Origin of the sequence: Caulobacter sp. ErkDOM-C, assembly GCF_048541825.1 — a bacterium.
Taxonomy (GTDB): Bacteria; Pseudomonadota; Alphaproteobacteria; order Caulobacterales; family Caulobacteraceae; genus Caulobacter.
This window is the reverse complement of the sequence record NZ_CP183332.1, coordinates 3,076,309-3,090,518: the sequence shown is the minus strand read 5'-3', so window position 1 is coordinate 3,090,518 and position 14,210 is coordinate 3,076,309. Positions and strand designations below refer to the sequence as shown.

At 66.2% G+C, this 14,210-nt stretch carries 12 protein-coding genes; 6 read left to right on the top strand and 6 right to left on the bottom strand.

Translation table 11 applies throughout. The features are described 5' to 3' along the window. The first annotated feature begins 157 nt into the window (after positions 1 to 157). The 6 genes from ACN2C8_RS14870 to ACN2C8_RS14845 all read left to right on the top strand — a co-directional run bounded on the left by ACN2C8_RS14870 (position 158) and on the right by ACN2C8_RS14845 (position 4,964). A complete protein-coding gene (locus tag ACN2C8_RS14870) occupies positions 158 to 2,041 on the top strand; it encodes a PAS domain-containing sensor histidine kinase (protein ID WP_419252769.1) in 1,884 nt (627 codons plus the stop codon). Beyond that, complete coding sequence (locus tag ACN2C8_RS14865) at positions 2,031 to 2,651, top strand: response regulator transcription factor (protein WP_419252767.1); 621 nt, start codon at positions 2,031 to 2,033, stop codon at positions 2,649 to 2,651. Before ACN2C8_RS14870 ends, ACN2C8_RS14865 begins: the two co-directional genes overlap by 11 nt. An 83-nt stretch (positions 2,652 to 2,734) precedes the next feature. After that, positions 2,735 to 3,142 carry a response regulator gene (locus tag ACN2C8_RS14860; RefSeq protein WP_419252765.1) on the top strand — a complete coding sequence of 136 codons (408 nt, stop codon included), beginning with the start codon at positions 2,735 to 2,737 and terminating at the stop codon, positions 3,140 to 3,142. Positions 3,143 to 3,243: 101 nt separating this feature from the next. Continuing rightward, positions 3,244 to 4,278, top strand: coding sequence for an alcohol dehydrogenase AdhP (gene adhP / locus ACN2C8_RS14855; protein WP_419252763.1), 1,035 nt, complete (start codon positions 3,244 to 3,246; stop codon positions 4,276 to 4,278). Next, positions 4,275 to 4,670: a c-type cytochrome gene (locus ACN2C8_RS14850; RefSeq protein ID WP_419252761.1), complete on the top strand. Its 396-nt coding sequence runs from the start codon at positions 4,275 to 4,277 to the stop codon at positions 4,668 to 4,670. The genes adhP and ACN2C8_RS14850 overlap by 4 nt, the downstream gene beginning before the upstream one ends. A gap of 138 nt (positions 4,671 to 4,808) precedes the next feature. Further along, on the top strand, positions 4,809 to 4,964 hold the full coding sequence (locus ACN2C8_RS14845; RefSeq protein ID WP_419252759.1) for a hypothetical protein: 156 nt from the start codon (positions 4,809 to 4,811) through the stop codon (positions 4,962 to 4,964). A gap of 248 nt (positions 4,965 to 5,212) precedes the next feature. On the opposite strand, the gene ACN2C8_RS14840 is transcribed toward ACN2C8_RS14845, so the two are convergent. From ACN2C8_RS14840 to ACN2C8_RS14815, 6 genes are all read right to left on the bottom strand, one after another. After that, complete coding sequence (locus ACN2C8_RS14840; RefSeq protein WP_419252757.1) at positions 5,213 to 5,566, bottom strand: hypothetical protein; 354 nt, start codon at positions 5,564 to 5,566, stop codon at positions 5,213 to 5,215. Beyond that, positions 5,563 to 7,128 (bottom strand): FAD-dependent oxidoreductase, encoded by a 1,566-nt coding sequence (locus ACN2C8_RS14835; RefSeq protein ID WP_419252755.1) that lies wholly within the window; start codon positions 7,126 to 7,128, stop codon positions 5,563 to 5,565. The genes ACN2C8_RS14840 and ACN2C8_RS14835 overlap by 4 nt, the downstream gene beginning before the upstream one ends. Positions 7,129 to 7,171: 43 nt before the next feature. Continuing rightward, positions 7,172 to 8,947, bottom strand: a complete 1,776-nt coding sequence (locus ACN2C8_RS14830) for a M56 family metallopeptidase (protein WP_419252753.1) — start codon at positions 8,945 to 8,947, stop codon at positions 7,172 to 7,174. Further along, positions 8,937 to 9,305 carry a BlaI/MecI/CopY family transcriptional regulator gene (locus ACN2C8_RS14825; protein ID WP_419252751.1) on the bottom strand — a complete coding sequence of 123 codons (369 nt, stop codon included), beginning with the start codon at positions 9,303 to 9,305 and terminating at the stop codon, positions 8,937 to 8,939. The genes ACN2C8_RS14830 and ACN2C8_RS14825 overlap by 11 nt, the downstream gene beginning before the upstream one ends. A 102-nt stretch (positions 9,306 to 9,407) precedes the next feature. Continuing rightward, on the bottom strand, positions 9,408 to 10,928 hold the full coding sequence (locus ACN2C8_RS14820) for a tryptophan halogenase family protein (RefSeq protein WP_419252749.1): 1,521 nt from the start codon (positions 10,926 to 10,928) through the stop codon (positions 9,408 to 9,410). Positions 10,929 to 11,068: 140 nt separating this feature from the next. Beyond that, positions 11,069 to 13,951, bottom strand: a complete 2,883-nt coding sequence (locus tag ACN2C8_RS14815) for a TonB-dependent receptor (protein WP_419252747.1) — start codon at positions 13,949 to 13,951, stop codon at positions 11,069 to 11,071. Positions 13,952 to 14,210: the final 259 nt, after the last annotated feature.

The following is a 14,210-nucleotide window of genomic DNA, read 5'->3' as shown; positions in this document are numbered from 1 at the left end:
CAGCGGGTACGGGTGCGCAATCCGTAAAGTCCCGCATCCCGCTCGGGCGCGTTTCGCCAAACCGGTTTGTAACCGGTGTTGCCAGCAGGCATGATCCACCGCAGTTCTGGCCCTCTAGGGTCGGGGCGCCTCGATCGCGGAAAAAGGTGAAGAGCGTATGGCGTCCGGTTCGGCCCTGCAGCAGGACCAGATGAAGGGATACGGCGTGGCCTTTGCGGCCTTTGCCCTGGCGGTCATGATTCGCTGGCTCCTGGCGCCCTGGCTGGGGAACCATGCCGCCCATCTGCTTTTCACCGCGCCCATCGTCGTTGCCGCCGCGTTCGGCGGGATTGGTGCGGGCCTGGGCGCCACCTTCCTGGGACTGATCGCCGGCTTCCTCTTCGCTGGTCGCGACCAGCCCGCAGCTCTGGCGACGATGGAGGCGCTGACATTCCTGTTGGCGGCGACGGGAATAATGCTGGTGGGCGCGGAGATCGGTCGTCTGCGTCGAAGGTCGGTGATCAACGAGCAAAACGCGGCGGCCCGTGCGCGCCAGGCCGAAGACGTCGCCAGCGAGCTCAATCTGCTCATTGACGGCGCGACCGAGTACGCCATCTCCATGCTTGATCCCGAAGGGCGGGTGCTGATCTGGAACGCCGGCGGGCAAAGACTGATGGGCTGGAGCGAGGCCGAGGCTGTGGGTCAGTACATCGCCGCCTTCTACCCGCAGGACGCCCGGCAAGCGGGCAAGCCGCAGGCCGATCTGGCCAGGGTCCAGGCCGAGGGCAAGATCGAGGAGGACAGCTGGTTCCTGCGCCAGGACGGTTCGGAGTTCCTGGCCCATGTTTCCCTCACCGCCCTTTATGACCAGACCGGCGTCTTGAGGGGCTTTGGCAAGGTTCTGCGTGACGTCACCGACCAACGCGCTAGCGAGCGGGCGCTTGACGCCAGCGCCGAACATCTGCGGTCGATCCTGTCCACCGTCCCCGACGCGATGGTCGTCATCGACGAGCGCGGCAAGATCCTGTCGTTCAGCGCCGCCGCCGAGCGGCTGTTCGGCTTTCTGGAAGTTGAGGTTGTGGGCGAGAACGTCCGCTGCCTGATGCCCTCGCCGGACCGCGAGCGTCACGACGGCTATATCGAACGCTACCTGACCACCGGCGAGCGCAAGGTGATCGGCGTGGGACGCGTCGTGGTCGGCCTGCGCAAGGATGGCACGACCTTTCCGATGGAACTGTCGGTCGGCGAGGCCACAGGCCATGGCCCCAGGGTCTTCACCGGTTTTGTCCGTGACCTGACAGATCGTCAGCGCACCCAGGCTCGCTTGGAGGAACTCCAGGCCGAACTGATCCATATCGCCCGGGTCAGCGGCATGGGGACCATGGCTTCGACCCTGGCCCACGAGCTCAATCAACCGATCACCGCTGTGGCCAACTATGTCGAGGCCGTGCGCGATCTTCTGGCCAGGCCGGATCCCGATGAACTGCCGATGATCCGCGAGGCGTTGGGTGACGCGGCCGGCGAAGCGATGCGCGCGGGCAATATCGTCCGGCGTCTGCGCGACTTCGTCGCCCGAGGCGAATTGGAAAAGAGCGTCGAGGACCTGCCGGCCGTGATTCACGAAGCCGCCGACCTGGGTTTGATGGGCGCCCGGGACCAGGGTCTGGACCCGATCTTCGAGCTGGACGTAGACGCCACGCCGGTGCTGATCGATCGCGTGCAGATCCAGCAGGTGGTGATCAATCTGGCGCGCAACGCCGTCGAGGCGATGAACGGGGTCGATCAGCCCAGGCTGTGGCTGAGCACCCACGACCAGGGCGATGGTCTGGTGCGGGTCACGATCGCCGACAACGGCCCCGGCGTGGCGCCGGGCATCGCCGGTCAGCTGTTCACCGCCTTCGTCAGCACCAAGACCGAGGGCATGGGGCTTGGGCTATCGATCTGCCGTACGATCGTCGAAGCCAACGGCGGTCGAATCTGGCACGAGCCGCGCCCCGGTGGCGGCTCGCAGTTTCATTTCACACTGGTCAAGGTCGAGAAGGAAACCATCCATGAACACTAGGCGGATGATCCATATCGTCGATGACGAAGAGGCGATCCGTCGCTCTGCCGGGTTCATGCTCAAGACCTCGGGCTATGCGGTGTCGACCTACGCTTCGGGAGACGCTTTTCTGCAGTCGGCCAGGGATGCAGAGCCCGGCTGCGTGCTGCTGGACGTGCGCATGCCCGGCATGGACGGCCTTGAGGTCCAGAAAGCGATGGCCGAGCGGGGTATCGCCATGCCGGTGGTGGTCTTGACCGGCCACGGAGACATCACCGTGGCGGTTCGCGCCATGAAGGGCGGGGCGGTCGACTTCATTGAAAAGCCGTTCGAGAAGGCGGTGCTGCTGACCGCCATCACGGCGGCCTTCGAACGGCTGGACGACGCGGGGGCCCGCGCGGCGCGAGCGGGCGACGCCGCCGTCGCTATCGCGGCCCTGACCAGTCGCGAGCAGGACGTGCTCCGAGGCCTGGCCCAGGGTCTGCCCAACAAGACCATCGCCTTCGACCTGGCCATCTCGCCGCGCACCGTCGAGGTTCACCGCGCCAATCTGATGGCCAAACTTCAGGTGAGGAGCCTGTCCGAAGCGCTGCGGATCGCCTTCGCCGCAGGCCTGCAGGAAGGGATCTAAGGAGCTCTACGTAGCGACCGCCTCCATTGTGGTGTGGCATGCCCCGACTGGCGACCCGTCTTGGTCGCGAAGGCAGGCCGGAAATGACGCAAGCGCGCTCCAATACCCTCGAACACCGCGCGCGGCTGCTGCTGGTCGAAGACGATGTTGGTGTGCGTCGCTCGCTGCAGCTGCTGCTGCATGGTCGTGGTTTTGAGGTGCGCGCCTACGCTTCCGGTCTGGCGCTGCTGGCCGATCCCACGGCGCTGGATGCGGTGTGCCTAGTGGCGGACTATCGCATGCCCGAAATCGACGGCCTGCTGATCCTGACCCGGTTGCGCGACATGGGTTGGCGGGGTGAGGCGCTGATGATCACAGCCTTCCCGACGTCGCGGTTGATCGATCAGGCCCTCGCGGCCGGCTACAGCCGCGTAATAGAGAAGCCGATGGCCGAGGCCGTCCTGGTCGAGGCTGTCGAGCGTGTCATGGCCGCACACCACGACCCTACGTAATACTCCCAACTGCCAGGCGGCTGCGGCGGCGGTATCAAATCGCCATGACGAGGCGGCCTGCTCCATCCAGGCCAAGCCTTGGCGACACCTGGAGAGACACCATGGACAAGACCATGAGGGCCGCTGTCGTTCGAGCCTTTGGCCAGGCGCTGGTCGTGGAGGACATCGCGCGACCCGTGCCGGGGCGCGGTCAGGTGCTGGTCAAGATCGCCGCCTGCGGTGTGTGCCACACCGACCTGCACGCAGCCCATGGCGACTGGCCCATCAAGCCCAGCCTTCCGTTCGTTCCGGGCCATGAGGGCGTCGGCACGGTGGTCAAGGTCGGCAAGGGCGTCGAGCACGTCAAGGAAGGCGACCGGGTCGGCGTGCCATGGCTGCACTCGGCCTGTGGCCATTGCACCTACTGCCTGAGTGGCTGGGAGACCCTGTGCGAGGCGCAGCAGAACACCGGCTATTCGGTCAACGGGGGCTTCGCCGAATATGTGCTGGCCGACGCTGACTATGTCGGCCTCTTGCCGGCCAATCTGAGCTTCCTGGAAGCGGCGCCGATCCTGTGCGCCGGCGTCACCGTCTACAAGGGCCTGAAGGTCACGGACGCCAAGCCCGGCGACTGGGTGGCGATCTCTGGCATCGGCGGGCTGGGCCACATGGCCGTGCAGTACGCCAGGGCCATGGGGTTCAAGGTCGCCGCCGTCGATATCGACAAGGACAAGCTGCATCTGGCGCGGACCTTGGGCGCGGAGATCACCGTGGACGCCCGCGAGACCGATCCGGGCCCCTATCTGCAGACCCAGATCGGCGGCGCGCATGGCGTGTTGGTCACCGCCGTGTCGCCCATCGCCTTTTCTCAGGCCATGGGCATGGTTCGGCGCGGGGGCACGGTGTCGCTCAATGGCCTGCCGCCCGGCGATTTCCCGCTGTCGATCTTCGACACGGTGCTACGCGGGATCACGGTGCGGGGTTCGATTGTCGGCACGCGACTGGATCTGCGCGAGGCCCTGGCCTTCGCCGCCGACGGTCGGGTGCGGGCTACGGTCCACGCCGAGGGCCTGCACAACATCAACAGCGTTTTCGACCGTATGGCGCGGGGCGAGATCGAAGGCCGGGTGGTGCTCGATTTCGAGGATCGGCTGTGAGCGGCCGGGGGATCAGCGGCGCGGGACTGCTTGCTGTCCTGGCCCTGGGTTTGGCGGGCGCTCAGGTCTCCGCCGAGCCTGCGTCGAAACCCACACAGGCGTTCGGCGGTCAGGGGATCGCCCAGCGCAACTGCGGAACCTGCCATGCGGTGGACGGCCGACCCAGCCTGCTGGCCGATGCGCCGCCTTTCGCGACCCTGTATCGACGCTACCCGCCCGGCGGGCTCGACCAGATCCTGACGGAAGGCATGCTGGCCCCCAGTCGCAAGCCCGAGGAGGGCTCACCGGCACGCCATCCGCGCATGCCGATGGTCGAACTGGACGATGACGAGGTCGCCCAGCTGAAGGCCTATTTGAAAAGCCTGGATCCACGGCCTCCCAGTCGTCAGTGACGAGCGCAGGCGCGTCCCCGCGAGCATTTCAGCCGACTGCGACCGTCTGGTGAGAAGAAGTTTCCCCTCAGTTGCGTGAGATCAATACCCCTCAAGCTCTATCGCGAGATAATCAAGCTACGAACAGGGAGGTTCTCGATGACTGTTCTTCAACTGACCCTTGGCATTCTGGAGGGCGTCGCGTTCGCCGCGTTCGTCCTGGCCCTGAGCGCCGTTTTGCTGCTGAGCGCCGTGGGCGAGGGGCCTGTCATGCGCAGGTCGCCACGGCCCTCTGATCGGCGGACCGTGCGATGACGGACCGCCCTGACGCTCGGCTCAGGCTTGTCCTGATCGCCGCGATCCTGGCGGTAGGCGTAATTTCGCTGGCCGCCTGTCAGCCGCAGCAGTTTCGGCAACCGCGTCATGAGCCGGCCACACGCCTCTGAGCCTGACCAGCCCCTAGAGCAAAGGTCGCCATGATTGAATCATGGCGTTTGCTCTAGATTCTTGTTTTGACGCGTCATTTCGGCGGCGAACCGGTATCCACTTCGCCGAACAACGCTCTAGGCGGCGATCCCCAGGGCCAGCAAGCCAAACAGCGCACCCTCGGTTTGCGACAGCCGCCAGCCTCGATGGATAAACACCGCGCCCTGACGAAAGTCGCCAGCGGCGCGACGGCGCAGGTCGGCGAGCGTCCCGGCATTCCGCCCGTCCGGGAATAGCCGGATCGCCAGGGCCTTGGCGTTGGTTCCCGGATTCTGTTCCAGCCAGGCCTTGCCGATACGCTCGACAGCAGCGCCATCCAGGTCGTTGAAAGCTCCGGCCGGAGCGGCGGCGAAGGCCCCGGCGGGCAGGCTGACGCTGGCGGTCATCGCCAGCAGGGTGGCGAGCAGGTCGCGGCGGGCCAGAAGGGTCATCGGGCGGCTTCCATCTTCAGCTTCAGGTGGTCGGCCAGGCGCAGGGTCAGGGCCAACAGGGTCAGGGTGGGATTGGCGATGCCCGAGGTCGGGAAGACCGAGCTGCCCGCGACATAGAGATTGGCCGTATCGTGGACGCGGCAATCGGCGTCGACCACGCCATGCTTCGGATCGGCATGCATCCGCGTGGTTCCCATGTGATGGCGCGAGGCGCTGGAGATCGCCACATAGTCCGTGCGCTGAACAGGCCAGCAGAGGCGGCCCTGACCGGATGCGCCCAGAGCGTCGCCCATGGCCGCAGTGGTGCGCTCGAAGCTATCCCAGTCGGTCCTGGAATAGACCCAGTCCAGCTTGATGCGCGGCATGCCCAGCGGGTCGAGATCGGCCGGGTCCAGGGTGATGCGGCTGTCGGGATTGGGGAAGTGCTCGGTCATGGCGAAGCAGCCAAACAGTTGGCCGCCCTGTTGATCCACACCGCTGCCTGCGTCCAGACGGGTCGCCGTCTGGCGGATGACCTTGGTCTCGGCCTGGGTCGGCGTGCCCGAGCCCGGTTCACCGCCGTTATAGAGGGTGAGGGTGAAGTTGCCGGTCTTCATCCGGGTCTGGCCGGCCAGGCCGCTGCCGATCACGCAGTGGGCGGCGGCGCGGGCGGGCGGCACATAGAGCGCCATCGACTCGGCTCGGGCGATATTGACCGCCGAACCTTCCGTTTCGGCGTCGCCATCCATCGAATAGGTGACATGGCCCTGGAAGAACCGGCCCACCAGACCGTGACGGTTGCCGACGCCTTCGGAGCGCACGGTGTTGGAGGCCAGCATCAGTCGGGCATTCTCGATGCCGCCGGTCGCCAGGACATAGGTCCGGGCCCTGGCGGTGTGGCGCTTGCCGCTGAGGCAGGCCACATCCAGCCCCTCGACAGTGTCGCCCTTTGCTGCGAGCCGAACCTGGGTGGCGTTGGCGTAGAGATACACGGTGATGTTGGGCGCATCCGCGAAGTCGGTGCGGAAGGCGTCGAAGGCCGCCTTGTCCGCCCCGCCCGAGATCTTGGAGAAGTAGCGCGGCGCGGAGAAGAAGCCGTCCTGGGGATCCAGGTCCAGCGGTCTGCGGGCCTTATCCTGCAGCACCGGCGTGTCGGGTCCGAAATGCGGAATGCCCAGCAGGTCGCAGGCCCGGTCATAGAAGGGCTGAAGCTGCTCGCGGCTCATCGGCCAGCCGCTGTGGGGCGCCCAGTCGCGCTGGACAAAGTCGGCGGGGTCCAGCGGCGCGCACTTGCCGCCCCACACATGGGCTGAACCGCCCAGGGCGCGGATCCGCGACTGCGCGGGATAGTCGTTGAGCGCCCGGTCGGGGTTGTCGGGCCCCCGGATGGTCGCCGAGCCGGCGTAGAGGGCCTGGTTGTCCATGTCGATCTCGCGACCGCCGCTCTCGAGGACGGCGACCCTGATCGAGCCGCCGGCCAGTTCCCGGGCCAGGGCGATGCCCGCAATGCCGCCGCCGATGATGATCAGATCGGCCTCGATCCGGCTGGCGTCAGGCAAGGTTCGGGCGTCGATGAAAGCCATCGTGGTTCCTGTCGGATTGTTGTGGAGGGGTTAGGGCGCGCGGCTAGGCGCGCGCGCCCTTGGCCCGGAGGTAGTCGGCGACCGCGCGATGGCCGCGCTTTACGGCCTCGCCGAGAGGCGAGCGGGTCTGGCCGGGATTGGACGGCACGGCGCGGTTCACGTCGGCGCCCTTCTCGACCAGATAGGTGACGGTGGCCAGGTCGCCGGACTGGGCCGCGTTAATCAACGGGGTCTCGTCGCCGGGCACGAAGGCCTCTACCGAAGCGCCATGCTCGACCAGGGTCCTGACCATGTCTAGGCGACCCGCCGAGGCGGCCGAGATCAGCGGATTGCCGTCACCGCGCACGGCCAGATCGGCGTCGGCGCCCTTGGCCAGAAGCAGTTGCACCAGGTCCAGCCGGCCCGAGCGGGCGGCTTCGATCAGGGGCGTGCCGTCGCCGGGGGCCACGCGGTTCACATTGGCGCCCTTGTCGATCAGGTAGCCGACGGTGGCCAGGTCCTTCGCGCGGATGGCGCTGATCAGCGGGGTGTCGTCGCCGGGCACATGTATGTCGACTGCGGCGCCGCGCTCGACCAGAGCCTTGACGATGTCGAGGCGACCCGCGCCGGCGGCGGCGATCAGCGGTGCGCCGTCGCCGCGGACGGCGAGGCTGGGGTTGGCGCCGTTCTGGAGCAGCAGCTGGACCAGATCCGCGCGACCCTGGCGGGCGGCCTCGATCAGGGGCGTGCCGTCACCATCGGCCTTGAAGTTGACGTTGGCGCCGGCCGAGATCAGCGCTCGCGCCTTGGCGATGTCGCCGTCAAGAACAGCGCGATACAGCGGGCTGGCGATGTCGCGGGCGCGGTCGTGCCTCGTCACGCTGGGACGGTCATGAACGGTGCGGGCCGGCTGGGCGGCCCAGGCGGCGAAGCCGACGCCCATGGCCAGGGCGGCGACCGAGGCGGCGCCGGCGATGCGACGGGCGCGGCCCTGGCGGTGCTGTTTGAGCATGACGAACCTCTCCTTGAGTTGGCTATTGGCCGAGGCTGGCCAGTGGCAGCCGAGCGGCGGCGCGTGGGGCGCCAGTTGGGTTTTCAGCATCGCCTCGCCATAGGTGCGACGGGCGACGGGATGGCGGGTGAGAACGGCGGCGTCGCAGGCGATCTCCTGGTCGACCCGCAGGCGATTGGCGCCGATATGGACCAGCGGGTTGAACCAGAACAGGCACTGGATCGCGATGGTCAGGGCGTTGATCTGGGCGTCGCCCATCGACAGGTGATTGCGCTCATGGGCCAGGATCAGGGCCTGCTCCTCGGGCGTGAAGCGCAGGGCGAAGTCGGCGGGCAGCACCACGCGGGGTGACAGGGCGCCGATCACCGCGGGACCGACCCCGGCATGTTCGGCGTGGAACAGGCCGTCTTCGCCGCGCAGTTTCCCGAGGGACTTCAGGAACCGGCGCTGGCGCTCGGCCTGGACGCCGATGGCCAGCAGGGCGATCAGGGCCCAGCCCATGACGAGGCCGTCGCGGAGGCGGTGGGTTGGAACCTGCAGGCGCGGTGCGGCTTGAGGTGTGACCGTCGCTGGGGCGGCGATGGCCTGGGTCGGCGCGAGGGCGGCCGGAGCTGCGACGGGCGGCGGCGCGACGGGCGCTCGAACCGTGACGGTCCTGGCCGGCAGCAGGACGGCCAGCGTCGCCAGAGGGGCGATCAGCCAGAGACCATAGGCGGCGCGGGCGCCGAACAGCGACCGCACAGGACGGCGCAGGATCAGCACCAGCAGGACGGCGGCGGCGATGGCCAGATTGGCGCGCAGCAGCAGGGCCAGGATCTCATTTGTCATCGTCGAGGCTCTCCAGCAGGCGGCGCAGATCGGCGACATCCTGGTCGCTGAGCTTTTCGCGTTGCGAGAAATGGGCCACCAGCGGGGCCAGGCGGCCGTCGAACAGTCGGTCCAGCAGGCCCTGGCTTTCGGCGTGCACATAGTCGCCCTGGGCGACCAGCGGCCGGTAGAGGAAGCGGCGGCCATCGCGGTCTGCGGCGATGGCGTCCTTCTTCAGAAGGCGGTTGAGCAGGGTCTTCACCGTGGCGTCGGCCCAGTCCTGATCGGCGGGCAGGGCGGCGATGATCTCCTCGGCGCTGAGCGGACTCTTGGCCCACAGAGCTCTCATCACCTGACTTTCGGCCGTGCTGATCCGCATGGAACCTCTCCTTATTGGCCCCATCGTTTACATCCGTAATCGATCCGGTCAATCAGCGATTACGGATGTAAACGAATTGTAATCTCCGAAGGCCGCCTGAGGCTAGGCGGCTCCCACCCGCGCCGGCGACAGCCGTAGCGCGTCGATGTGTCTGGGCATGGCCTCGGCGGTCTGACGGATCTCGCGGCGGATCTGTTCGAACTCGGCGGCGATGCGGTCCGCGTCGTGCAGATCGACCAGGGGATCGTAGGACCTGGGTCGGACGCCCTGGCCGTTCAGCACCGCCTGCCAGCTGGTGGCGGTGAACATCTCTTCGGGATGCTGGGACAGGCGACCGCAGGCCCGGAAGAGGGCCAGGCGTTCGGACAGGCTATCGGGCAGCTCCATCTCGCGGCGCGAGCGCCACAGCGGCTCGTCGCGCTGGTTGGCATGATAGTGCAGGACGATGAAGTCGCGGATGCGCTCGAAATCCAGCTGGATACGTTTGTTGTAATCGTCGACCTGCACGGGCTCCCAGGTCTTGCCGGGGAAGGCGGACAGGAACTTCAGCAGGCCGGCCTGGATCATGTGGATGCTGGTTGATTCTAGCGGCTCAATGAAGCCACTGGCCAGGCCCAGGCTCAGCACGTTCTTGTTCCAGGCCTTCTTGCGGCGACCGGTGACGAAGCGCAGGCGATTGGGCTCGGCCAGGGCTGAGCCGCCCAGGCTGGCGCGCAGGGTGGCCTCAGCCTCATCGTCATCAATGAACGCGCTGGAATAGACATAGCCGTTGCCGTCGCGGTGCTGCAGCGGGATGTTCCAGACCCAGCCACCGGCCTGGGCCGTTGAACAGGTGAAGGGGCGGGGGTCTTCCTGGCGCTCGCAGGGCATGGCCATGGCGCGGTCGCAAGGCAACCAGTGCGACCAATCCTCGTAGCCGGTCTTCAAGGTCTGCTCGATCAAGAGGCCCCGGAAGCCGGAGCAGTCGATGAAGAAGTCGCCTTCGACCCGGCGGTCGCCTTCCAGCAGCAGGGCCTCGACGAAGCCGTCCTCGCCGCGCTGGGCGACGTGGGCCACCTTGCCCTCGATGCGCGTCACACCCAGGCGCTCGGCATAGGTCCGCAGGTAGCGAGCATAAAGCCCGGCGTCGAAATGGAAGGCCGAGCCGAAGGTCGAGAGCGGAGACGCCGGGTCCCTGCTCTGCTGGCCAAAGCGCCCGCGTCGGGCGGCCTGATCGCACAGCGAATAGTCGCCCAGCGGCCCGGCCTTGTTCAGGCCCGACAGCTTCAGCCAGTACTGATGGAAGTAGCCGGGGTCCGGCGCGACGCCGTGGACTCCGAACGGGTGGAAATAGGTTTCGCCAGGGCGGGTCCAGCCGCGGAACTCGATGCCCAGCTTGTAGCTGCCCTTGGTCTCGCGGACGAACTCGGCCTCGTCCAGGCCCAGGGTCTGGTTGAAGCTACGGATCGGCGGAATGGTGGCTTCGCCGACGCCGATCGTGCCGATCTCGGCGGACTCCACGAGCGTGATGGCGCAACGGCGTCCGAGGGCGCGTGAGAACAGGGCCGCCGCCATCCAGCCGGCCGTGCCGCCGCCCAGAATGACGATCGAGCCGGGCAGGTTGTCACTCTTTAGATCGACCACCGGAAGGCTCCTTGAACTCAGGCGATCATGATCCGCCGGAGCGTAGACACAAGTCCGGGACCGCCCTCGCAGGATGGCGGCCCCGGTGAAGTTGGAAACGGCGGGCGGGGAATAGTTACCCGCCGTCAGGGCAGGCTAGACTACATACCGAACTTGAACCGCACGCCGGCCGAGAGGCGACGGTCGCCCCCGACGAAGCGGAACGGCAGGTTCGGGAACTGCAGGTAGGTCTTGGCGTCTTCCTTGGTGAGGTTGGAGCCTTCCAGGGTGAACTTGAGGGCCGGGGTCGCCGCAAAGGCGACCTGACCATCCAGTTGTCCGTAGGCGTCGTTATAGATGCCAAGCGTATGGACATCGGCTCCAGCGCCGAAGCCATAGTTGCCGACAAAGGCCTTGTCCCGCCAGGCATAGGAGAGGCGCGCCGAGAACGGCCCGGTCTCGTAATAGCCTTGCAGGTTGTAGGCGCTCTTCGAGACGCCGGGGATCGGCAGGCTCTTGGAGTAGTCGTTGCTGTAGGGCGATTCCGAGTCCGAGTAGGTGTAGTTGGCGGTGAAGCCGACCCCGAAGTCGAACGCGTACTGCGCCTGAAGTTCGACGCCCTTGATGGTGCCGCCCGCGCCGTTCACGACCGACGAGAACGGACCGACCGAGGCACCGGCGACCGACTGGTCCTTCACGGTGACGCTGTAGGTGTTGGAGACGATGAACGAATCCACCGTCTTGTAGAAGAAGCCGGCCGAGAGCAGGCCCTGGCTGCCGAAATAGTGCTCATAGGCTATGTCGAACTGCGAGGCCCGGAAGGGATCGAGGTTCGGATTGCCGCCGCTGCCGTTGGTGTAGAGGAACTTGTCCAGGTTCGGGCCGGGGTTGGACGAGCGGGTGAAGTTGTACGAAGCGCCCTGGCCCAGATCGAACAGGTTCTGCGACGAGACCACGCGGGCGGCGCTGGCGCGGACCTTGTCAGTGTCGCTCACCTCGAACACGCCCGACAGGCTGGGCAGCACGTCGGTGTATTCCCGGACGGTATTGGACGCGTCGGGGTTCTTCAGCACGCCGTTCCAGCTGTCGGTACCCCACCACAGCGGCGTCACCGGCGTGTTGGACGAGTCGATGACCAGCTTGGTGTGAACGATCCGGACGCCGGCATTGATGTGATAGGCGTCATCGGCGTCGCCCAGATCGGCCATGGCGTAGGTCGAGGTGGTCTTGTCCTGGATTTTGAAGGACTCGATCGGATCCTTGTAGAAGGCGAACTTGGTCGAGGGGTAGAGCGCCTGGATCCAGCCGACCGGATTTTTCATCTGGCCATAGTCCTGGAAGATCGCGGCAACGCCGTGAACCGTGTCCTTGACCGCCCGGCTGGGGGCCGAGGCGGCGGTCTGGTACGGCGTGACCACGGCCGGCGAGTTGCCGAAGCGGCCGCAACCATAGAAGGCGATGTCGCACTTCTTCAGGCCGATGGCGCCGTCCTGGAAGTAGCCGAGCGGCGTCCAGTCAACGAACACGCCGTGGTCTGTCGTGCCCTGGGCGGAAGCTGGGAGTTCGCCCTTGGCCGAGTAGTCGGCCAGGTAACGGCCATAGGTCGAATCGATCTCGCGATCCGAGTAGCGGGCGCCAAAGCTGAAGACCAGATTGGCTTCCTCGGCGAATGCCGGCTTGTACTTGAAGTCGGCGGTCAGAGCCGTGTCGTCGATCTGGGTCTTGTCGCCGAAGGCCCAGTGCGACTTGAAGAACACCGAGGTCGGATTGACCATCGCAGCGGCCAGGTTGGCGGCCGGCGTGAAGAGCGGATAGGCTCCATTCGTATAGCCGTAGGTGGCGACCAGAGGCGCCGTGGCGTTGGGCGCGAAGCCTGCGCCGCCGTCACGCACGCCGTACTGGGTATAGCGCGTGTCGACCTGGGCGGAGTTCGAGGCGTAGTCGGACTTTGAGACCGCAGCGCGGAACTTGGCGCTCAGTCGGCCGCCATTGTCCCAATCGGCCGAGAACTGAACGTTGTCGGTCTTGGCTTCCGCGTCCTTGGCGAAGGTGTCGCCTTCGGAAGAGTTGGCGGTGACGAGGCCTGATTGCAGGACGCCGTTGCTGTCCTTGGTCAGGCCCTGGGCGTTGTAGGTCGCGTTCTCGTTGGCATAGGCCCACTTGAGGGAATGCTCGCCCGTGAAGATCTTCAGGTCCGAGTGGAACCAGTCGGCCCGCAGGGTCAGTGAATCCGAAGCGCGCAGGTCGGCGTTCAGCGAGAAGGCGGTGCGCTCGCGTTCCTGGTGGCGGTTGTTCGTGTAGCGATATTCGGGCGACCAGACATTGGTCGTCCCCGTGGCGACCTGGTTGTTGCCGGTCGCGGTGTTGCGTCCCCGGAATGCCCAGTTGCCGCGATTTTCGCCGCTCAGGATCTCGGTGTCGACGTTGGTCTTGTCCCAGGTGAAGCTGCCCAGCAGACCGAAATTGTCCGAGAACTTGTGGCCCAGGACGACGGAGACCTGGGGCTTGCCCTTGCCCTTGAACGAGCCCTGATTGTAGCGCACGTCGGCTGACACGGTGGTGTTGTCCCGCAGGTCCAGCGCGTTGCGGGTCTTCAGATTGACCGTACCACCCAGGCCGCCTTCGATCACGTCGGCGCGGGGCGACTTGATGACATCGACGCCGGCCAGCAGGTCGGACGGAATACCTTCCAGAGAATTGGTCTGCTTGTTGTTGCCTTCGCCCAGGCGGAAGGCTTCAAGGCCCGACAGGAAGGTGTCGCCGTTCAGCAGGGTAACGTTCTGATCCAGGCCCCGGATGCGGACCTTTGTGCCTTGGCCGTTCTCGCGGTCGATCTGCACGCCGGGCAGGCGCTGCAGCGACTCGGAGATGTTCTGATCGGGGAATTTCCCCATGTCCTCGGCGGTGACCGACTCGATGATCAGGTTGGAGTTCTTCTTGACGTTCAGCGCGTTGGCCAGCGAAGCGCGGAAGCCTGTGACGACAACCTCTTCGACTTCGGTGTTTGCCGCCTGCTGGGCGTGAGCCTGGCTGGCGGCGATCATGGCGAGCGCCGAGGTTGCGGTCAGCAACGCGACGCGGGACCGATGGAATGACTTTCTCAAGACCCAATACCCCTCTGCAAAGTTGACGCGGAGGCTCGTGCCCGGAGAGCTGACCCTCCAGGGTTGAACCGCGCTGGTTTTGGGGATGCCTGATGCATCCTCCCCTTGCTGATCCCGGCTCTGTTAGGCCGGTAACTCGAAGCCGTCAGGCTCCAAGGCAGCGCTGTCAATTTTACACGACAGCGCTGTCAGCAATGGC